The organism is Streptomyces sp. NPDC020489 (genome assembly GCF_044386545.1).
GTDB lineage: Bacteria > Actinomycetota > Actinomycetes > Streptomycetales > Streptomycetaceae > Streptomyces.
This window is the reverse complement of the sequence record NZ_JBIRUZ010000013.1, coordinates 96111-115392: the sequence shown is the minus strand read 5'-3', so window position 1 is coordinate 115392 and position 19282 is coordinate 96111. Positions and strand designations below refer to the sequence as shown.

Below are 19282 nucleotides of genomic sequence, written 5' to 3'. Positions count from 1 at the left end.
CCCCGGCCACATCGTGGACCGGGGGCAGGTTGGCCCACCTGGGGCCTGTTGCGAAGGGTGGCCTCTGCCGCGCTGTCAGCCGCGACGGACCCGCGGCCTGCGACGCTCAGGCACCGGCGACGCCGAGAATCAGAGCACGCACTCCGCCTCGTCGTACCGCTCCGCGGGAACCGTCTTCAGCGTCTCCACCGCCTCCGCGAGCGGCACCATCACGATGTCCGTCCCGCGCAGCGCGGTCATGTGACCGAACTCCCCGCGGTGCACGGCCTCCACCGCGTGCCACCCGAAGCGCGTCGCCAGCACCCGGTCGTACGCCGTCGGCGTACCGCCGCGCTGCACGTGCCCCAGGATGACCGGCCGCGCTTCCTTGCCCAGCCGCTGCTCCAGCTCGATGGAGAGCTGGCGGGCTATTCCGGCGAACCGCTCGTGCCCGTAGATGTCCTTGCCGCCCTCGTCGAACTCCATGGTCCCGGCGGCCGGCTTGGCCCCCTCCGCGGCGACCACGATCGCGAACCGCTTGCCCGCCTCGAACCGCGCGCCGACCCGCTTGGCCAGCTCCTCGATGTCGAAGGGCCGCTCGGGGACGACGATGGCGTGCGCGCCGGCGGCCATCCCGGAGTGCAGGGCGATCCAGCCGGTGTGCCGGCCCATGACCTCGACGACGAGGACCCGCTGGTGGGACTCGGCGGTGGTCTTGAGCCGGTCCAGCGCCTCGGTCGCGACGCCGACGGCCGTGTCGAAGCCGAAGGTGACGTCCGTGACGGCGATGTCGTTGTCGATGGTCTTGGGCACGCCCACGACGGGCAGACCGGCGTCCGACATCAGCCGGGCCGCCTTCAGGGTGCCCTCGCCGCCGATCGGGATGATCGCGTCGAGACCCAGGTCCTGGAGGTGCCCCTTGGCCCGCTCCACACCGTCACGCAGGTGCGAGGGCTGGACCCGGGAGGAGCCGAGGATGGTGCCGCCGCGGGCCAGGATGCCGCCCACCGCGTCGAGGTCGAGCTTGAGGTAGTCGCACTCCAGGAGGCCCTTCCAGCCGTCCCGGAAGCCGATGACCTCGTCGCCGTGGTCGACGACGGCGCGGTGTACGACGGACCGGATGACGGCGTTCAGGCCGGGGCAGTCGCCGCCGGACGTGAGGACACCAATGCGCATAGCCCGAAACAACCTTCTCGACGTGGGCCGGGGACCGGACCACGCTGTCCGGCTCGATCCCCGCCACCCTAGCGGCAGGAGGGGGCGGGGCCGTACCGTGCGTCCGCCTGCTGGACGACCCCGCTCAGGTGTGCGGTCACATCGTCAGACGGGCTGGTAAAAGCTGCCTGGAGCGCAGGTGAACCGGCAGCTCAGGCAGGCTGCTCGGCAGCCGCGATGCGCTCCTTGCGCAGCGCCTCGTACCACCGGTCGTCGGTCGGCGGCAGCGCGTTCACATCGAGCGCCAGCTTCAGCAGCAGGTCGGCGATGAGCGGGTTGCGCGCCAGCACCGGGCCGTGCATGTACGTACCGAAGACGGTGTCGTTGTACGCGCCCTCCGTGCCGTCGCCCGTGCCGTTGCCCTTGCCCAGGCGGACATTGGCGAAGGGGCGGGCGGTGGGGCCGAGGTGGGTGACGCCCTGGTGGTTCTCGAAACCGGTCAGCGGGGGCAGGCCGAGGCGCGGGTCGATGTCGGCGAGCACGTCACCGACGCACCGCTCGCCCTCGCCGCGCACCGAGACCACGTCGAGCAGACCGAGGCCGGGCTCGCGCTGGCCGAGGTCGTTGATGAACTCGTGGCCGAGGATCTGGTAGCCCGCGCACACCGAGAAGACGATCGCGCCGTTGCCGACGGCCCGGTGCAGGCCGCCGTCGCGGCGAAGGCGCTCGGCCGCGAGCCGCTGGGGCCGGTCCTCGCCGCCGCCGATCAGGTAGATGTCGCCGGAGGTCGGGATCGGCTGGTCGCTGCGCACGTCGAGCCGGGCCACGTCGAGGCCGCGCTGGCGGGCCCGGCGCTCCACGACCAGGACGTTGCCCTGGTCGCCGTAGGTGCTGAGCAGGTCGGGATAGATCCAGACGACCCGCAGCTGGTTGTCGCTCACAAAAGTCCCCTGAGTGTCAGTTGCCGACGCGGCGGCGCAGGTCCTGGAAGGCGGTGTAGTTCGCGATGACCTCGATGCGGCCCGGCGGGCACAGCTGCACGGCCTGGTCGAGGTTCTCGCAGACCTGGAAGTGCTGGTTCGCGACCTCCAGACGCACCGCGAGGTCCAGCTTGCGGTCGCCGATCACACAGATCGGGTGGCCGGTCAGACGCGTGTAGTCCACGTCCCACAGCCAGGAGGTGTCGGTGCCGTCGGCGCCGCGCGCGTTGACCGAGAGGATCACCGGGGTGGGCGGCGGATCGATCAGGCTGAACGTCTCGAGCCAGCCCGCGGGGTTCTTCGCGAGCAACAGGCGCAGGTCGCGCTGCTGGAACTGCACGACGTCGTAGCGGCCCGCGACGGCCTGCACCTGGTACATGCGCTCCAGGGCGACCTGCGGCGGTACGCCGAACACGGCGGCGACGGCGGCGGAGGAGGCGGCGTTGGCCTTGTTGGCGCGGCCGGGCAGCTGGAGGTGGATGGGCCAGGCGGAGCCGTGCGGGTCGAGCACGTGGTCGCCGGAGAGCGCCCAGCTCGGCGTGGGACGGCGGAAGCCGCACTCGCCGCAGAACCAGTCGTCGCCGGGGCGCTGCATCACACCGCCGCAGGACGGGCAGGACCAGGCGTCGTCCTTCCACATCTGACCGGCGGCGACCCAGACGACGTTGGCGGAGGACGAGGCGGCCCACACGACGAGCGGGTCGTCGGCGTTGGCGACGATGACGGCCTTGCTGCCCGCCAGCCCCTCGCGCCAGTTCTCGGCGAGCATCCGGGTCTCGGCGGCCCGGTCCAGCTGGTCGCGGGAGAGGTTCAGCAGGGCAATGCATTTCGGGTCGGTGTCCCGGGCGACGCCGGCGAGGTACTTCTCGTCGACCTCGATGACGCCGTAGCGCGCCTCGGAGCTGCCCGCGAGGGCCGAGGTGATGCCGGCCGGCATGTTGGCGCCGAGCGCGTTGGAGACGACGGGGCCGGCCGCCCTGAGCGCCTCGGCGATCAGCCGGGTGGTCGTGGTCTTGCCGTTGGTCGCCGAGACCAGGACGACGTCCAGGTTCTGGGCGAGCCGGGCGAGGAGGTCGGGGTCGAGCTTGAGCGCCACCCGGCCGCCGATCACCGAACCGCTGCCGCGCCCCGCGGCGCGCGACGCCGCCGCGACCGCCTTGCCCGCGGTCACGGCGATCTTGGCCCGCGGCGTGAGCGGGTCCGAGTTGCCTGCCATCAGTTCTCGATCCTCCTTGCGTACGCGCCGCGCCTGACGGCAACGTGGTGGTGGTCAGCCTATCGAGATCCCTACGCAGTCCCGAATCGCCGTACCCTTGCGGCCATGCGAAACGGCTCCATTCCGGGCACCCGAGGGCGTGTCCGGCCCCTCACGCTGTTCGGTGACCCCGTCCTGCACGCGCCGTGCCGGGACGTCACGGATTTCGGCCCGGAACTGGCGACGCTCGTGGAGGACTTGTTCGCGACGATGTACGCGGCCGAGGGAGTGGGCCTGGCGGCCAACCAGGTCGGCGAGTCGCTGCGGGTGTTCGTCTACGACTGTCCGGACGACGAGGACGTGCGGCACGTGGGCCATGTGGTGAACCCACGGCTGGTGGAGGCGGACGGACTGGTCCTGAGGGGCCCGGAGGGCTGCCTGTCGTTGCCGGGCCTGGAGGCGGGAACGGAACGCTACGACCACGCGGTGGTGGAGGGCTTCACGGTGACGGGGGAGCCGGTCACGGTGCACGGCACGGGCTGGTTCGCGAGGTGCTTGCAGCACGAGTGCGACCACTTGGCGGGTCGGGTGTACGCGGACCGCGTCACGGGCTGGCGCCACCGCAGACTGATGCGCCAGGTGACCCGAGCTTCATGGCACCGGGGGAGTGGCCCCACCTGAGGTGCGCGGGGCTGTGTCACTGTGCGGCTCCGCCGCGTGGGCGCGATCAACCCCCACCGGCCGGTGGACGGCGAACGACCGGTTCAGAACCCCGGACCGCCCACTTTGTCCCCGGCCGCAGCCAGCCGTCCCCACAACAGATCCGCCAGACTCCGCACCAACTCGGCGCGGGAGCACGGCCGTTCCCCCAGCCACCAGTCACCGGCGGCGTGCATCATGCCGACGATCCCGTGCCCCCACACCCGGGCCAGCTGCTGGCCGCCGGGTCCCAGGTCCAGGCGGTCCTCGATGACCTGCGCCAACTCCTCGCCCATCCGGCGCAGCAGCGGCACCGAGTGCTTGCCGACGTCGAAGCCGGGGTCGCCGGACGGCGCGCCCTCCGCGGGGTGCATCAGGAACCGGTACACCTGGGGCCGGGCCTCGATCGCCGCGAGGTAGGTGTCGAGGGTGGCCGCCACCCGCTCCCGCCGGTCCGCGGGGGCGTCCAGCGCGGCGCGCAGGGAATCCAGCAATGCGTCTGTGTGACGTTTGGCCAATGCCGCGTAAAGTCCCCCCTTGTCGCCGAAGTGGCGGTAGAGGATCGGCTTGGTGATGCCCGCTTCCGCGGCGATCGCGTTCATGGAGGCCTGTGGTCCGTCACGCAGGACTACTCGGTCCGCGGCCTCCAGCAGCTCGCGGCGTCGGCGGTCGGCGGACCGTTGCTGATCGGTCCGCTGCGTGGTGTCCATGAGCTCTCCCCACCCGTGCTGATTCGTGGCGCCTGCGCAAACTAACACCCACCATGCTCCACGCATCGAACGGGTAGCCGAGCGGTCTTCGGGAGTTGACTTTTCCTACCGACCGGTAACAGACTCGGGTTACCGCTAGTAACATGCACGTGCGCCGCCGCTGGAGGGGACATGGCCGAGTTCACCATGGAGCTCAACGACGAACAGAAGGAGGTCCGGGACTGGCTGCACGGCTTCGCCGCCGATGTGATCCGCCCCGCGGCCGCCGAATGGGACGAGCGTGAGGAGACTCCCTGGCCGGTCATTCAGGAGGCCGCCAAGGTAGGCATCTACTCGCTCGACTTCTACGCCCAGCAGTACTTCGACCCCACCGGCCTCGGCATTCCCATGGCCATGGAGGAGCTGTTCTGGGGCGACGCGGGCATCGCCCTGTCGATCGTCGGCACCGGCCTCGCCGCCGTCGGCGTCCTCGCCAACGGCACCGAGGAGCAGATCGGCACCTGGATCCCGCAGATGTACGGCGACGCCAACGACGTCAAGGTCGCCGCGTTCTGCTCCTCCGAGCCCGACGCCGGCTCCGACGTGGCCTCGATGCGCACCCGCGCCGTCTACGACGAGGCCAAGGACGAGTGGGTGCTCAACGGCACGAAGACCTGGGCGACCAACGGCGGCATCGCCAACGTCCACGTGGTCGTCGCGGTCGTCGACGCCGAGCTCGGCTCCAAGGGCCACGCGTCCTTCATCATCCCGCCGAACACGCCCGGCCTGTCCCAGGGGCAGAAGTTCAAGAAGCACGGCATCCGCGCCTCCCACACCGCCGAGGTCGTGCTGGAGAACGTCCGCGTTCCCGGCTCCTGCCTCCTCGGCGGCAAGGAGAAGCTGGACGAGCGGCTGGCCCGCGCCCGTGAGCGCGCCAAGCAGGGCGGCGAGCGCGTGAAGAACGCGGCGATGGCCACCTTCGAGGCCTCCCGCCCGGCCGTCGGCGCCATGGCGGTGGGCACGGCCCGCGCCGCGTACGAGGTCGCCCTCGACTACGCCAGGACGCGCGAGCAGTTCGGCCGCCCGATCATCGACAACCAGGGCGTCGCCTTCCAGCTCGCCGACATGCGGACGTCGATCGACGCGGCGCGCCTGCTGGTCTGGCGCGCCTCCTGGATGGCGATCAACGGCAAGCCGTTCACCGCCGCCGAGGGCTCGATGTCGAAGCTCTTCGCGAGCGAGACGGCGAAGAAGGTCACCGCCCAGGCCATCCAGATCCTCGGCGGCAACGGATACACGCGGGAGTACCCGGTGGAGCGGATGCACCGGGACGCCGCGATCTACACCATCTTCGAGGGCACGAGCGAGATCCAGCGCCTGGTCATCGCCCGGACGCTGTCGGGGATGTCCATCCGCTAGCCGAGGACCGCGGGCGCGGGAGCCGGCCCCCCGCGCGCCACGGGCCGTTCAGGTCACCGGTGCCTCAACGGTGTGAGCTGCTCGATGTCGTACCGCGACCGCAGCTCCTCGATCGCCGCGTGGTCCGGCGGGCCCCCGCTGCCCAGGATCTCCAGCAGCTCCTCGAAGTACCGCTCGTGATCGGGCGGCGGGGACGCCTGGAAGAACATCTTGGCGGGGGAGTCCGTCGGGTTCGCGAACGCGTGCGGACAGCCCGGCGGTACGACGATGACCGTTCCCGGCGTCGCGCGCACCACCCGGCTGCCCGAACGCGACTCCCAGTCCTGCCAGTTGTCCGGCGTGCGGACCCGCGGCTCGAAGGCGAGCACGTCCAGCTGGCCCTCCAGGACGTAGAACAACTCCTCGCTGCGGGTGTGCACATGGGCGCCCACGTCGAACCCGGGCGGCACGATCACCTCGAAGGTGGAGGCGGTCCGGGAGTGCGAGCCCGTCACCTTGAACGTGACGTGCTGGGCCGCGGTCCGCACGACCCGGCCCTGCCCCGGCGGCACCAGAAGCCCTTCGGCAGCCGTCACCACGCCACCGGGAGAGCCTCGGGACCCCGGATCAACGCCCCCTTCCGGAAGGGCACTTGCTCGGCCGGCACCGCGAGCCGCAGGTCCGGCAGGCGGTCCAGCAAGGCGTCGACCAGAAGCTCGGACTCCATGCGGGCCAGCATGCCGCCGGGACAGTAGTGCGGGCCGAAACCGAAGGACACATGGGGGTTGGGGCTGCGCGAGAAGTCGATCGTGTCCGGGTAGGGGAAGACGTCCGGGTCGCGGTTGGCCGACAGGTACGACACGTAGACCGCGTCGCCCGCCCGGATCCGCATACCCCTGATGCCCACGTCCTCCAGGGCGATCCGGGACAGGCCCACCGCGTTGCGGTGCGGGATGTAGCGCAGCAGCTCGTCGATGGCCCGGGGGCGGATGTCCGGCTCGGCGCGCAGCCGGTCGGCCAGGTCGGGGCGGGTGAGCAGCAGGTAGAACATCTGGCCGCTGTTGTTCGTCACGGCCTCGCCGCCGATCTGGAGCAGCACGGCCAGACCCACCGCCTCCTGGAGCGTCACCTCGCCGCGGCCCACCGCCGCGCCCAGCAGGGACGCCACGTCCTCGCCGGTGCTGCCCTCCCTGAGCCCGACGAGGTCTGAGAAGTAGGCGCCCATCTCGTTCCTGGCCCGCTCGCTGACCGAGGCGCCGTGCGAGGAGGACAGGATCAGCTGCGTCCAGGTGTGCATCTTCTGGCGGTCGGCTGCCGGGACACCCATCAGCTCGCAGATCACGGCGATGGGGAAGGGGGTGAGGACGGTCGCGGTGAGGTCGGCCGGCGGGCCGTCCTGGACCAGCTCGTCGACCAGTTCGTCCAGCAGCCGCCGGGACTTCTCCCGGACGCGCTCCACCCCCCGCGCGGTGAACGCGGCGGCCACCGAACGGCGCAGCCGGGTGTGGTCGGGCGGGTCGAGGAAGCCGACGGCGCCGCGGGCCGGGATGAAGTGCGGGGCGAGCCGGGTGACCTCGGGCTGGTCCATGACGGCCTCGCGGCTGAAGCGCGGGTCGTTGGTCACCATGCGGACGTCCTCGTACCGGGTGACCAGCCATGCCCAGCCCTCGCCGTTCGGGAGCTGGATCCGGGTGAGGGGCCCCTCGCGCATCAGCTCGGTCAGCACCGGGTCGAAGTCCACGCCGTTGAGGTCGAGCGCGGGCCAGTGGCGGATCGGGGGCAGGATCTCGGTGATCGTCTCTTCGGTCATCTCATGCCGTCCCTGCGTTGCGCTGCCAGCGGCCCAGGGCCATTTCCGCGGTGATGCCAGGTCCGAACCCGGCGAGCAGTCCGCGCGCCCGGTCGTGCGCCCCGCCCTCGTCGAACAGCCGGCGCAGCGCGTCCAGAACGACGGCGCTGGCGATGTTCCCGTACTCGGTGAGCGTGGCCCGGCTGAACCGGAAGGCGTGCGGGTCCACCTGGAGGTACTTGCTGAGGTCGTCGAGGATGCGTGGACCGCCCGCGTGGACGATGTAGAAGTCCAGGTCGGCGGCGTCCCAGCCGTGCAGCCCCGCGAGGTCCTGGAGGGCCGGGGCGAGCGGCTCCATGGTGGCCGGCACCCGCTTGTCGAGCTGGAAGTGGAATCCGGTGGCCCGGACGTCGTACATGATCCACTCCTCGGTCTTGGGGATCAGGTACGACCCGTTGCGCTCCAGGACGATGCCCTCCCCGCCCCGCCCGCGCACCACGGCGGCGGCGATGCCGTCGCCGAAGAGCCCGTTGGAGAGCAGGTTGCCGATGCCGAGGTCGGTGGGCTGGTAGCACAGCGAGCAGAACTCGCAGGCCACGATGAGGGCGTTGGCCTCGGGATAGGCGATGCAGAAGTCGTGCGCCCGGTTGATGGCGGCACCGCCGGCCGCGCAGCCCAACTGGGCTATGGGTATCTGCCGGGTGGTGCTCTCGAAGTCCAGCTCGTTGATCAGCCAGGCGGTGAGCGAGGGCATCATGAAGCCCGTGCAGGAGACATAGATGATGACATCGATGTCACCGGTCAGGAGCTCGGCGTCGTCCAGAGCCCGCTGCACCACGGCCGGCACCCGTGCCTTGGCCTCGGCCACGTAGACCCTGTTGCGCTCCTCGAAGCCCGGGTGCTTCAGGGTCTCCTCGATGGGCTGGACGATGTGCCGTGTGCGGACCCCGGTGTTCTCGATCAGCCGGAGCGCCAGGGGCAGTTGGGGATGGTCGGCGTGCCGGGAGCGGGCCAGCTCCAGCGTCTCCTCCATCGTGATCACGTACTCCGGAACGGACACCGAGGGTCTGCACAACGTCGCCATGAACCGTGCCTGCCTTCACCTCAGGAAGTGGTCCAGTCCACGATCCCCTGAGAGGCCGACGACTTCACGCGGGGCTACTCCGTCTCAGGGACAAGGGGTGCTTCACGACGGGCGCCGCGCGGACGCCCTCAGGGGCGCGGGGAATTGCGCGACCAGCCACGACGAACCCCGCGGCCGGCATCGACGACCCGGCAATCCCTACGGCGCGGTCCCGCTGCTGTGCGCGATGCACGCCACGTCAATACGATCCGCCAGCTTCGCGAGCTCGATCGTCAGCGCGGCGACCGTGTCCTCGTCCAGCCCCTCCTCGCCGGCCTCGACCAGGTGCAGCCATCGTCCGCCAACCGTGCGGAGCAGCTTGCTCACATCGGCCGCCGACACCTGCAAGGTGCCCCGGTCGTCGACGATCAGAGGCAAAGTCACTTCGCGGTTCACACCCGGGATGTTAGCCGCGCAAGCGTCACGCTCCGTGCCAAACCGTCGTGATGTTGCAGAACTCGCGGATTCCGTGCCCGGACAGCTCACGGCCGTACCCGGACCGCTTCACGCCGCCGAAGGGGAAGGCCGGGTGGGAGGCGGTCATCCCGTTGAAGAACACGCCACCGGCCTCCAGGTCCCGTGCGAAGCGGTCGACCTCGGCCTCGTCGCGGGTCCACACGTTCGAACTCAGCCCGAACGGCGTGTCGTTGGCGATCAACAGCGCCTCGTCGAGGTCACTCGCGCGGTACAGCGTGGCGACCGGCCCGAAGGCCTCCTCGCGGTGGATCCGCATCTCGCGGGTGATGCCGGCGAGGACGGTCGGCGGGTAGTACCAGCCGTCCCCGTCGGGCCGCTCACCGCCGCACAGCACGCTCGCGCCACTGCGCCTGGCGTCGTCGACCAGCTCCTCCAGATCCGCCCGCCCCTGCTCGCTGGCGAGCGGGCCGACGTCGGTCTCCTCCTCCAGCGGGTCACCGACTTTGAGCGCCTTCATGCCCGCGACGAACCGCTCCGCGAAGGCGTCGTAGACGTCGGTGTGCACGATGAACCGCTTGGCGGCGATGCACGACTGCCCGTTGTTCTGGACCCGCGCGGTCACCGCGACCTGCGCGGCCCGGTCGATGTCGGCGGACGGCATGACCACGTACGGGTCGCTGCCGCCCAGCTCCAGGACCGTCTTCTTCACCATGTCCCCGGCCACCGACGCGACCGCGCGCCCGGCGGGCTCGCTGCCGGTGAGCGTGGCCGCCTTGACGCGTTCGTCGCGCAGGATCTCCTCGACCTCGGCGGAGCCGACGAGCAGGGTCTGGAAGGTGCCCTCCGAGTAGCCGGCCTGGTGGAAGAGGTCCTCCAGGAAGAGGGCGGTCTGGGGCACGTTGGAGGCGTGCTTGAGCAGGCCGACGTTGCCGGCCATCAGCGCGGGCGCGGCGAACCGGATCACCTGCCAGAGCGGGAAGTTCCACGGCATCACGGCGAGCACGGGGCCCAGCGGGCGGTACCGCACGCTGGCCCGGGTGCCGCCGGAGTCCTCCACGTCGGACGCCGAGGGCTCCTCGTCGGCCAGCAGCGACTCGGCGTGCTCGGCGTACCAGCGCATCGCCTTGGCGCACTTGGCGACCTCGGCGCGGGCCTGCTTGACGGGCTTGCCCATCTCGGTGCTCATGACGCGGGCGACGTCGGACTGGACCTCGTCGAGGACACCCGCGGCCCGGGTCAGCAACCGGGCGCGTTCGTCGAACGACGTCGTCCGGTACGTGCGGAACGTCGCCTCCGCGAGCTGGAGCCTGCGCTCGATCTCCTCGGGCCCCATGGCCTCGTACGTCTTGAGCGTCTCGCCGTTCGCCGGGTTCACCGTCGCGATGGGCATGACCGACCTCCAAAGAACCGGACTGTGCTTCGACCTTCGCGCGCCGCGGCCGCCGCCGCAACGTCTCAGGGCGAGTGCTCCGCCAGGCGGTCGAGAAACGTGGCCTGCGCCGTGACGATCACCTCGCGGGCGCGCTCCAGGGGGAACCAGCGCACGCGGTCCAGCTCGGGGAACTCCCGCTCCTCGCCCGACCTCGGCGGCCACTCCATGCGGAAGGTGCCCGGCACCACGGTCGCCGGATCGAGGTCGCCCCGCACCGCCCACGCGGTGACGACCTTGCCGCCTGCCTGCCGCACCTCGCCGAGCGGTACGGCCCTCCCGTCGGGCGGCGCCAGCCCCAGCTCCTCCTGGAACTCCCGGCGGGCGGCGTCCCAGGCCGACTCCTCCTCGGGGACGTACTCCCCTTTCGGGACGGTCCAGGCGCCGGCGTCGCGGCGTGCGAAGAACGGGCCGCCCATATGGCCGAGCAACACCTCGAGGCCGTCGTCGGTGTGCCGGAACAACAGCAGGCCGGCGCTGGTCCTCACGGCGTCACCTCGGGAGGCCGAGGGGGCACCGCGGGGCGTCCGACGGTGGGCTTGCGATGTCTCACGGCTTCTTCACCTCGGGGTGCGCGGCCAGCAGGGTCTCCACCGTGTCGGCCTCCTCCGGACGCTTGTCCTCGCGGTAGCGCACCACGCGGGCGAAGCGGAGGGTGACGCCGGCCGGGTAGCGGGTGGACCGCTGGAGCCCGTCGTAGGCGATCTCGACGACGAGCTCGGGGCGTACGGTCACCACGTGTCCCTCGGCGCCGGTGGCCAGCTGCTGGAGGCGCTCGGTCTGCCAGGTCAGCATCGCGTCGGTCATGCCCTTGAAGGTCTTGCCGAGCATGGCGAAGCCGCCGTCGCCGGTGCGGGCGCCGAGGTGGAGGTTGGAGAGCTTGCCGGTGCGGCGGCCGTGGCCCCATTCGGCGGCCAGGACGACCAGGTCGAGGGTGTGGACGGGCTTCACCTTCAGCCAGGACGCGCCACGGCGGCCCGCGCTGTAGGGGGCGTCGAGGGATTTCACCACCACGCCCTCGTGGCCGCGTGCCAGCGTCTCGGCGAGGAAGGCCTCCGCGGTGCCGGTGTCCTCGGGGCCGGCGACCGGGGTCCGGCGCACCCGCATCGGCTCGGGCACCAGGAGGGCCAGCCGCGCGTGCCGTTCGGCGAAGGGCAGGTCGAGCAGGTCGTGGCCGTCGACGGAGAGGGCGTCGAAGAAGACGGGGGAGACGGGGACCTCGGCGGCGGCCGTGGTGACGTCCACGCGGGAGCCGACGCGCCCCGCCGTCTCCTGGAACGAGCGGGGCCGCCCGTCGGCGTCGAAGGAGAGGACCTCGCCGTCCAGGATGAACCGCTCGCCGTTCAAGTCCCTGGCGGCCGCGGTCAGTTCGGGAAGGCGGTCGGTGATCTCGTCGAGGGTGCGGGTGTAGATCCGTACGTCGTCGCCGTCGCGGTGCACCTGGACCCGGATGCCGTCCAGTTTCTCCTCGACCACGCAGGAGCCGAGCTTCTCGACCGCCTCGGCGACCGAGGAGGCGCTGTGCGCGAGCATCGGCAGGACCGGGCGGCCCACCGTGAGACGGAACCGGCCGAGCGCCTCGGGGCCGTCCGCGAGCAGGGCCTCGGCGACGGTCTGGAGGGAGCCGGCGAGCATCACCGCGCGGCGTACGTCGGCCGAGGGCGCCCCGGTCGCCTGCGCGAGCCCTTCGACGGCGACCGCGTCCAGCGCGCCCTGCCGCACCTCCCCGCTGAGCAGCCCGAGCAGGAACCGCTGCTCGTCCTCGGTGGCGGCGCCCATCAACTCCCCGACCAGCCGCACCCGTTCGGCTTGCGAACCGGTGCCCGAGACCTTCCCCAGGTCGGTGAGGAGGGCGTCCACGGCGCGGACGGTCAGGCTCGGTTCGGTGGCCGGGGCGACCGGGCGGCTGAGCACCTTCCAGCCGACGCCGAGCCGCCCCTGCGGCAACCGTCCCGCCAGGTACGGGATGACGACCGGCACGTCGTCCGGCTCGGCCTCCCGGAACAGTTCGGCGAGGAGCGCGGTCTTCTTGGAGCGTGCGGAGGTCGCCGCGACCTCCTGGGACACCTGGGCCAGCCGGGCAAGAAGCATGCCTCCAGGGTGCGGGACGCTTCGCTGGATTTCACGGCGGGGGACAGGGTGCGTTCTGTCCGCGAGCGCGTTGTGGCTGGTCGCGCCCCGCGGCGGAGCAGCTGATCGACACAGCCCCGACCCCCTTCAGGGGGTTGCCGCGAGGTCGGTCATCAGCAGATCGCCGTTGATCGTCGCCCCGGCCCGGTAGCCGGCTGCCGCCGCGTTGATCACCTGCTCGGCGAAACCGGCCGCGTTGCCCGCCGCCCAGACACCTGGCACGGTCGTCCGCCCGGTCTCGTCGAGCACCGGGTACGCGCCGAACGGGGTCTCGCGCATCTCGGCGCCGAGTTGTTGCAGCAGGCCGTTCTGCGGGACGGCGCGGGGCGCGACGAACAGCACCTCGCGGTCGTACGAGGTCCCGTCCGCGAGCCGGACACCGGTGAGCCGGTCGTCCTCGATCCGCAGCCCCTCCACCTCGCCCTGCACCACCCGGACCCCGGCCGCGGCGAGCCCTCGCCGGTCGTCGTCGTCGGACAGCTCGGTCTCGTCGACCGTGTGCAGGAAGAGCGTCACGTCCTTCGACCACTGCGACACCATCAGCGCCTGGTGCACGCTCAGCGGGGTGGTCGCGAGCACGCCGAAGGCCTGGTCGCGGACCTCCCAGCCGTGGCAGTACGGGCAGTGCAGCACGTCCCGGCCGAAGCGTTCCGCGACGCCCGGCACGGTCGGGAGCTCGTCCTTGAGTCCGGTCGCGATCACCAGTCGGCGGGCCCGGACGGTGCGGCCGCTCGCCAGGGTCACCGTGAGGTCCCCGGTGACGTCGACGGCACGGTCCCGCACCAGCTCGACGCCGTACCGCGCGATCTCCTCCCGGCCGAGCGCCAGGAACTCGGCGGGCGGCATGCCGTCCCGCGTGAGATAGCCCTGCATGTGGGCGGCGGGCGCGTTGCGCGGCTCGCCCGCGTCGACGACCAGGGTGCGGCGCCGGGACCGGCCCAGGACGAGAGCCGCCGAGAGCCCCGCGGCACCGCCGCCGATCACGATCACTTCGTAGGTATCGGTCATACCGACACGGTCGTCCGAGGGTGCGGGATTGACAAACTTCTTTGCCGATTCTGCAATATCAGACATGACTACCGATGACGTTCTGGCCGAGGTCGGCCCGCGGCTGCGGCGGCTGCGCAAGGACCGGGAGGTGACGCTCGCGGCGCTGTCCGAGACCACCGGCATCTCCGTGAGCACCCTGTCCCGGCTGGAGTCCGGGCTGCGCAGGCCCAGCCTGGAGCTGCTGCTGCCGATCGCGCAGGCCCACCAGGTGCCGCTGGACGAACTGGTCGGCACCCCGCAGGTGGGGGACCCGCGGGTGCGGGCCAGGCCCCTGGAGCGGCACGGGCGCACCTACTGGCCGCTGACCCGGCAGCCCGGCGGCCTCCAGGCCTTCAAGGTGCTGGTGCCGCAGCGCCAGGAGGAGCCGGAACCGCGGACCCACGAGGGGTACGAGTGGCTGTACGTGCTGTCCGGGCGGCTGCGGGTGGTGCTGGGCGACCACGACGTGGTGATGGCGGCCGGGGAGGCGGCCGAGTTCGACACCCGGGTGCCGCACTGGTTCGGGTCGACGGGGGAGGGGCCCGCGGAGTTCCTCAGCCTGTTCGGGCCGCAGGGGGAGCGGATCCACGTACGGGCCAAGCCCCGGCGGGCGTGACCCACGTGACGGTTCCCTGAACGGCAAGCGACCGCTTAGTATGCGGTGACCCCGGTCACGACTCCGGTACGACGACGCAGTCCCGTGGAGGCACCGCATGCAGGCATGGCAAGTGCACGAGAACGGCGAGCCGAGCGAGGTGATGCGCCTGGAGGAGGTGGCGGCGCCCACGCCGGGCGACGGCCAGGTCCTGCTGAAGGTGCGTGCCGCGAACATCAACTTCCCGGACGTGCTGATGTGCCGCGGCCACTACCAGGTGCGGCCGCCGCTGCCGTTCACCCCGGGCGTGGAGATCTGCGGCGAGACCGAGGACGGCCGCCGGGTGATCGCCAACCCCGCGCTGCCGTACGGCGGTTTCGCCGAGTACACCGTCGCCGACGCCGCCGCCGTGCTGCCCGCGCCCGAGTCGCTGGACGACGCCGAGGCGGCCGCCCTGCACATCGGGTACCAGACGGGCTGGTTCGCCCTGCACCGGCGGGCCCGCCTGGAGGCCGGTGAGACGCTGCTCGTCCACGCCGCCGCGGGAGGGGTCGGCAGCGCGGCCGTCCAGCTCGGGAAGGCGGCCGGAGCCACCGTGATCGGTGTCGTCGGCGGTGCCGACAAGGCGGCTGTCGCACGGGAGCTGGGCTGCGACGTCGTGATCGACCGGCGGAGCCAGGACGTCGTCGCGGCCGTGAAGGAGGCCACCGGCGGCCGGGGTGCCGACGTGATCTACGACCCGGTCGGCGGCGACGCCTACACGCAGTCCACGAAGGTCGTCGCCTTCGAGGGCCGGATCGTGGTCGTCGGCTTCGCCAGTGGCACCATCCCCAGCCCCGGCCTCAACCACGCGCTGGTGAAGAACTACGCGATCCTCGGCCTGCACTGGGGCCTGTACAACACCAAGAACCCCAAGCTGGTCCAGCACTGCCACGAGCAGCTCACCGAACTGGCCGCCCGCGGCGCCATCAAGCCGCTGGTGAGCGAGCGGGTGCCGCTGAGCGGGGCGGCCGACGCGGTCCAGCGGGTCGGCGACGGGGTCACCACCGGCCGGGTCGCCGTCGTACCGACAGGAGCACAGGCATGATCGACGCCGCCGAACTCAAGCGCCGCACCGCCGAGTTGCTGGCCGCACACCCGCCCGCCACCACGGACCGCCTGGACTTCCTGCGGGCCCGCTTCGACGCCGGCCTCGCGTGGGTGCACTACCCCGAGGGCCTCGGCGGACTCGGTGCCGCGCGCTCGCTCCAGGCCGTCGTGGACGCCGAGCTGGAGGCCGCGGGCGCCCCCGACAACGACCCGAAACGCAACGGCATCGGCCTCGGCATGGCCGCGCCGACCATCCTCAAGTACGGCACCGAGGAGCAGAAGCGGCTGCTGCGGCCCCTGTGGACCGGCGAGGAGGTCTGGTGCCAGCTCTTCAGCGAGCCCGGCGCCGGCTCCGACCTGGCCGCCCTCGGCACCCGCGCCGTACGGGAGGGCGACGGCTGGGTCGTCAACGGGCAGAAGGTGTGGACCTCCAGCGCGCACAACGCCCGCTGGGCCATCCTCATCGCCCGCACCGATCCCGACGTGCCCAAGCACGCGGGCATCACCTACTTCCTGTGCGACATGACCGACCCCGGCGTCGAGGTCCGGCCGCTGCGCCAGATCACCGGTGAGGCCGAGTTCAACGAGGTCTTCCTCACCGACGTCCGCATCCCCGACTCCCGCCGCCTCGGCGAGATCGGCGACGGCTGGCGGGTCGCGCAGACCACGCTCAACAACGAGCGCGTCGCCATCGGCGGCATGCGGCTGCCCCGCGAGGGCGGCATGATCGGCCCGGTCGCCAGGACCTGGCGCGAGCGCCCGGAGCTGCGCACCCACGATCTGCACCAGCGGCTGCTGAAGCTGTGGGTCGAGGCCGAGGTCGCGCGCCTGACCGGCGAACGCCTGCGCCAGCAGCTCGTCGCCGGCCAGCCCGGCCCCGAGGGCGCCGGCATGAAGCTCGCCTTCGCCCGCCTCAACCAGGAGATCAGCGGCCTGGAGGTCGAACTCCGGGGCGAGGAGGGCCTGTTGTACGACGACTGGACCATGCGGCGCCCCGAGATGGTGGACTTCGTCGGCCGCGACGCCGGCTACCGCTACCTGCGCTCCAAGGGCAACAGCATCGAGGGCGGGACCAGCGAGGTCCTGCTGAACATCGTCGCCGAGCGCGTCCTGGGCCTGCCCTCGGAACCGCGCACCGACAAGGACGTCGCCTGGAAGGACCTCGCTCGATGACCGACCTGCTGTACTCGGAGGAGGAAGAGGCCCTGCGGTCCGCCGTCCGGGACCTGCTCGCCGACCACTGCGACGCCCCCGGCGTCATCACCCGCACCGAGTCCGACGCCCCGCACGACCTCGCGGCCTGGAAGGCCCTCGCCGACAGCATGGGCCTCGCCGGTCTGCTGGTCCCCGAGGCACAGGGCGGCCAGGGCGCCACGCACCGCGAAGCCGCCGTCGTCCTGGAGGAGTTGGGGCGCGCGGTCGCCCCGGTGCCCTACCTCACCAGTGCCGTCGTCGCCACCGAGGCGCTGCTGGCCTGCGGCGCCGAGGACCTGCTCGCCGAGCTGGCGTCGGGGCGGCGGATCGGTGCCCTCGCGGTCGCGCTGAACGTCGCCGCGGGCGGCGCCTACAAGGTCGTACGCCATGAGGACGGCACCCTGCACGGGGAGCTGACCGGGATCGCGGACGCGGCGGTCGCCGACGTGCTGCTGGTCCCGGCGGACGACGGCGGGCTGTACGCGGTGGACGCCTCGAGCGCGGTCGTCACGCCGCAGGTGTCCCTCGACCTGACCCGGCCGCTCGCCACGGTCACCCTGGACGGCGCCCCGGGCCGTCTCCTGGGCGACGCCGAACCCGCTGTACGACGGGCGCTGAGGTCCGGTGCCGGACTGCTCGCCTCCGAGCAACTCGGGCTCGCGGACTGGACGTTGACCGAGACCGTGCGGTACCTCAAGGAGCGCAAGCAGTTCAACCGGCCCGTCGGCGGGTTCCAGGCGCTCAAGCACCGGCTCGCCCAGCTGTGGCTGGAGGTCGTCCACCTGCGGGCCGCGGCGCGCAACGCGGCCGACGCGCTGGCCACCGACGCGGACACCGACGTGGCGGTCGCCGTCGCCCAGGCCTACGCGGCGTCCGTCGCCGTGCACGCCGCCGAGGAGGCGCTCCAACTGCACGCCGGCATCGGCATGACCTGGGAGCACCCGATCCATCTGTACCTCAAGCGGGCCAAGGCGGACTCGATCGCCTACGGCACCGCCGGCGTCCACCGCGCGGCACTGGCCGGACTGGTGGACCTGCACGTCCCCTGACGTTCACCCGGGAAAGCCCGCCCCACCTGGGGCGGGCTTTTTCGTGCGCCGGGCGCGGGCGCGGTGAACAGACGGCGGCAGTCCGGCCAACTCGCCGCGCGACCATGCCCTTTGAGGGCGGTGCGACCCCATACTCACCGGTGTCCCGTACCACCCTCCCAGGGAGGCAGGCATGGCCGTCACCACCCGTCGCAGAGCCCTCACCACCCTCGGCGCCGCCCTCGCGGGCGCCGTCGCCCTGCCCGCCACCGACGCGTTCGCGGGTGAACGCACGCACCGGCCGCGGCCGTTGTGGCGCGCCCACGCCCACAACGACTACGAGCACCCCCGCCCCCTCCTCGACGCCCTCGACCACCGCTTCGGCAGCGTCGAGGCCGACATCTTCCTCGTCGGTGACCAGCTCCTCGTCGGACACACCGTGGACGACCTCGACCCGGCCCGCACCCTGGAGTCCCTCTACCTCGGCCCCCTCGCCGCCCGGGTGAGGGCCAACCACGGGTCGGTGTACCGGGGGTACCGCAGGCCGTTGCAGCTGCTCATCGACATCAAGACCGAGGGCTCCTCGACGTACCTCGAACTCGACCGCCATCTCAGGCGTTACAAGCACCTGTTCACCACGTACGCCCACGGCCGGGTGTTCCCGGGCCCGGTCACCGCCGTCGTCTCCGGCGACCGCGCCGCCCGCGCGCCCATGGAGGCGCAGAGCGTACGGCGCGCCTTCTACGACGGCCGGCTGGCCGACCTCGGCAGCCCGGCGCCCGCCTCCCTCATCTCGCTGATCAGCGACAACTGGACGCTCAACTTCACCTGGCAGGGCGTCGGAGCCTTCCCCGACGCCGAGCGGCAGAAGCTGCGCGGGATCGTCCAGGCCGCCCACGCGCGGGGGCAGAAGGTGCGGTTCTGGGCGACGCCGGACGTGGCCGGGCCCGCCCGGGACGCGCTGTGGGGCGAGTTGCTCGCCGCCGACGTCGACTACCTCAACACCGACGACCTCGCGGGCCTCGAAGCCTTCCTGGACGCCCACCGGTCGGCGTAGACACCACACGTTCGGCGGACAGGTCAGCCGCCCGGACGAACCCTCCGCTACGCCACACTTACGGCCGAATGCCGTGAACCGGACGTGACGGCGTGGCGGAGGAGGCCGACGATGGCGATTTCCATCTCTGTGGTGTTGTTGCTGCTGATCCTGGCGGTGATCTTCCTGCGCAGCGGCGGGTTGAAGGTCTCGCATGCCCTGGTCTGTGTCCTGCTCGGCTTCTACCTGGCCAGTACCAGCATCGCCCCGACCATCAGCAGCGGTCTCACGGCGACCGCGGACATCGTCAGCAGCCTCAGGCCCTGAC

20 protein-coding genes are annotated in these 19282 nt (G+C 71.8%); 8 read left to right on the top strand and 12 right to left on the bottom strand.

Features of this window, described 5'->3' with window-relative positions; genetic code table 11:
- Positions 1-129: 129 nt before the first annotated feature.
- The 3 genes from ACH41F_RS30810 to ACH41F_RS30800 all read right to left on the bottom strand — a co-directional run bounded on the left by ACH41F_RS30810 (position 130) and on the right by ACH41F_RS30800 (position 3330).
- Positions 130-1155, bottom strand: coding sequence for an ATP-dependent 6-phosphofructokinase (locus ACH41F_RS30810; protein ID WP_391236712.1), 1026 nt, complete (start codon positions 1153-1155; stop codon positions 130-132).
- 191 nt (positions 1156-1346) lie between these two features.
- Positions 1347-2075: a type 1 glutamine amidotransferase gene (locus ACH41F_RS30805; RefSeq protein WP_391236709.1), complete on the bottom strand. Its 729-nt coding sequence runs from the start codon at positions 2073-2075 to the stop codon at positions 1347-1349.
- 16 nt (positions 2076-2091) lie between these two features.
- Positions 2092-3330 carry a MurT ligase domain-containing protein gene (locus ACH41F_RS30800; protein WP_391236706.1) on the bottom strand — a complete coding sequence of 413 codons (1239 nt, stop codon included), beginning with the start codon at positions 3328-3330 and terminating at the stop codon, positions 2092-2094.
- A gap of 105 nt (positions 3331-3435) precedes the next feature.
- Between ACH41F_RS30800 and def the strand changes: the two genes are divergently transcribed.
- Positions 3436-3990 carry a peptide deformylase gene (gene def, locus ACH41F_RS30795; RefSeq protein ID WP_398838397.1) on the top strand — a complete coding sequence of 185 codons (555 nt, stop codon included), beginning with the start codon at positions 3436-3438 and terminating at the stop codon, positions 3988-3990.
- Between the two features lie 83 nt (positions 3991-4073).
- Here def and ACH41F_RS30790 read toward each other — a convergent pair whose 3' ends face one another.
- Complete coding sequence (locus tag ACH41F_RS30790; RefSeq protein WP_391236700.1) at positions 4074-4718, bottom strand: TetR family transcriptional regulator; 645 nt, start codon at positions 4716-4718, stop codon at positions 4074-4076.
- Positions 4719-4889: 171 nt separating this feature from the next.
- Between ACH41F_RS30790 and ACH41F_RS30785 the strand changes: the two genes are divergently transcribed.
- Complete coding sequence (locus ACH41F_RS30785; RefSeq protein WP_398838393.1) at positions 4890-6116, top strand: acyl-CoA dehydrogenase family protein; 1227 nt, start codon at positions 4890-4892, stop codon at positions 6114-6116.
- Positions 6117-6169: 53 nt separating this feature from the next.
- Here ACH41F_RS30785 and ACH41F_RS30780 read toward each other — a convergent pair whose 3' ends face one another.
- From ACH41F_RS30780 to ACH41F_RS30745, 8 genes are all read right to left on the bottom strand, one after another.
- Positions 6170-6691 carry a cupin domain-containing protein gene (locus ACH41F_RS30780; protein ID WP_391236696.1) on the bottom strand — a complete coding sequence of 174 codons (522 nt, stop codon included), beginning with the start codon at positions 6689-6691 and terminating at the stop codon, positions 6170-6172.
- A complete protein-coding gene (locus tag ACH41F_RS30775) occupies positions 6688-7905 on the bottom strand; it encodes a cytochrome P450 (protein WP_398838391.1) in 1218 nt (405 codons plus the stop codon). Before ACH41F_RS30775 ends, ACH41F_RS30780 begins: the two co-directional genes overlap by 4 nt.
- A gap of 1 nt (position 7906) precedes the next feature.
- Positions 7907-8968: a type III polyketide synthase gene (locus tag ACH41F_RS30770; protein WP_398838389.1), complete on the bottom strand. Its 1062-nt coding sequence runs from the start codon at positions 8966-8968 to the stop codon at positions 7907-7909.
- Between the two features lie 198 nt (positions 8969-9166).
- The gene (locus ACH41F_RS30765; RefSeq protein WP_046257283.1) at positions 9167-9403 is read right to left on the bottom strand and encodes a DUF6213 family protein; all 237 of its coding nucleotides are present in this window, start codon (positions 9401-9403) and stop codon (positions 9167-9169) included.
- Positions 9404-9428: 25 nt separating this feature from the next.
- A complete protein-coding gene (locus tag ACH41F_RS30760) occupies positions 9429-10814 on the bottom strand; it encodes an NADP-dependent succinic semialdehyde dehydrogenase (protein ID WP_391236687.1) in 1386 nt (461 codons plus the stop codon).
- 65 nt (positions 10815-10879) lie between these two features.
- Complete coding sequence (locus ACH41F_RS30755) at positions 10880-11341, bottom strand: NUDIX domain-containing protein (protein WP_391236684.1); 462 nt, start codon at positions 11339-11341, stop codon at positions 10880-10882.
- Positions 11342-11402: 61 nt separating this feature from the next.
- A complete protein-coding gene (locus ACH41F_RS30750) occupies positions 11403-12944 on the bottom strand; it encodes an ATP-dependent DNA ligase (RefSeq protein ID WP_391236681.1) in 1542 nt (513 codons plus the stop codon).
- 126 nt (positions 12945-13070) lie between these two features.
- A complete protein-coding gene (locus ACH41F_RS30745; protein WP_398838386.1) occupies positions 13071-13991 on the bottom strand; it encodes an NAD(P)/FAD-dependent oxidoreductase in 921 nt (306 codons plus the stop codon).
- A 64-nt stretch (positions 13992-14055) separates the two neighbouring features.
- On the opposite strand from ACH41F_RS30745, the gene ACH41F_RS30740 reads away from it, so the two are divergent.
- The 6 genes from ACH41F_RS30740 to ACH41F_RS30715 all read left to right on the top strand — a co-directional run bounded on the left by ACH41F_RS30740 (position 14056) and on the right by ACH41F_RS30715 (position 19281).
- A complete protein-coding gene (locus ACH41F_RS30740; protein WP_391236675.1) occupies positions 14056-14628 on the top strand; it encodes a cupin domain-containing protein in 573 nt (190 codons plus the stop codon).
- Between the two features lie 97 nt (positions 14629-14725).
- Positions 14726-15694 carry a zinc-binding dehydrogenase gene (locus ACH41F_RS30735; RefSeq protein WP_391236672.1) on the top strand — a complete coding sequence of 323 codons (969 nt, stop codon included), beginning with the start codon at positions 14726-14728 and terminating at the stop codon, positions 15692-15694.
- Complete coding sequence (locus ACH41F_RS30730) at positions 15691-16869, top strand: acyl-CoA dehydrogenase family protein (protein ID WP_391236670.1); 1179 nt, start codon at positions 15691-15693, stop codon at positions 16867-16869. The genes ACH41F_RS30735 and ACH41F_RS30730 overlap by 4 nt, the downstream gene beginning before the upstream one ends.
- Positions 16866-17939 (top strand): acyl-CoA dehydrogenase family protein, encoded by a 1074-nt coding sequence (locus ACH41F_RS30725; protein ID WP_391236667.1) that lies wholly within the window; start codon positions 16866-16868, stop codon positions 17937-17939. The genes ACH41F_RS30730 and ACH41F_RS30725 overlap by 4 nt, the downstream gene beginning before the upstream one ends.
- A gap of 172 nt (positions 17940-18111) precedes the next feature.
- Positions 18112-18975 carry a phosphatidylinositol-specific phospholipase C/glycerophosphodiester phosphodiesterase family protein gene (locus ACH41F_RS30720; RefSeq protein ID WP_391236665.1) on the top strand — a complete coding sequence of 288 codons (864 nt, stop codon included), beginning with the start codon at positions 18112-18114 and terminating at the stop codon, positions 18973-18975.
- Between the two features lie 111 nt (positions 18976-19086).
- Positions 19087-19281, top strand: a complete 195-nt coding sequence (locus tag ACH41F_RS30715; protein WP_391236662.1) for a hypothetical protein — start codon at positions 19087-19089, stop codon at positions 19279-19281.
- Position 19282 lies beyond the last annotated feature (1 nt).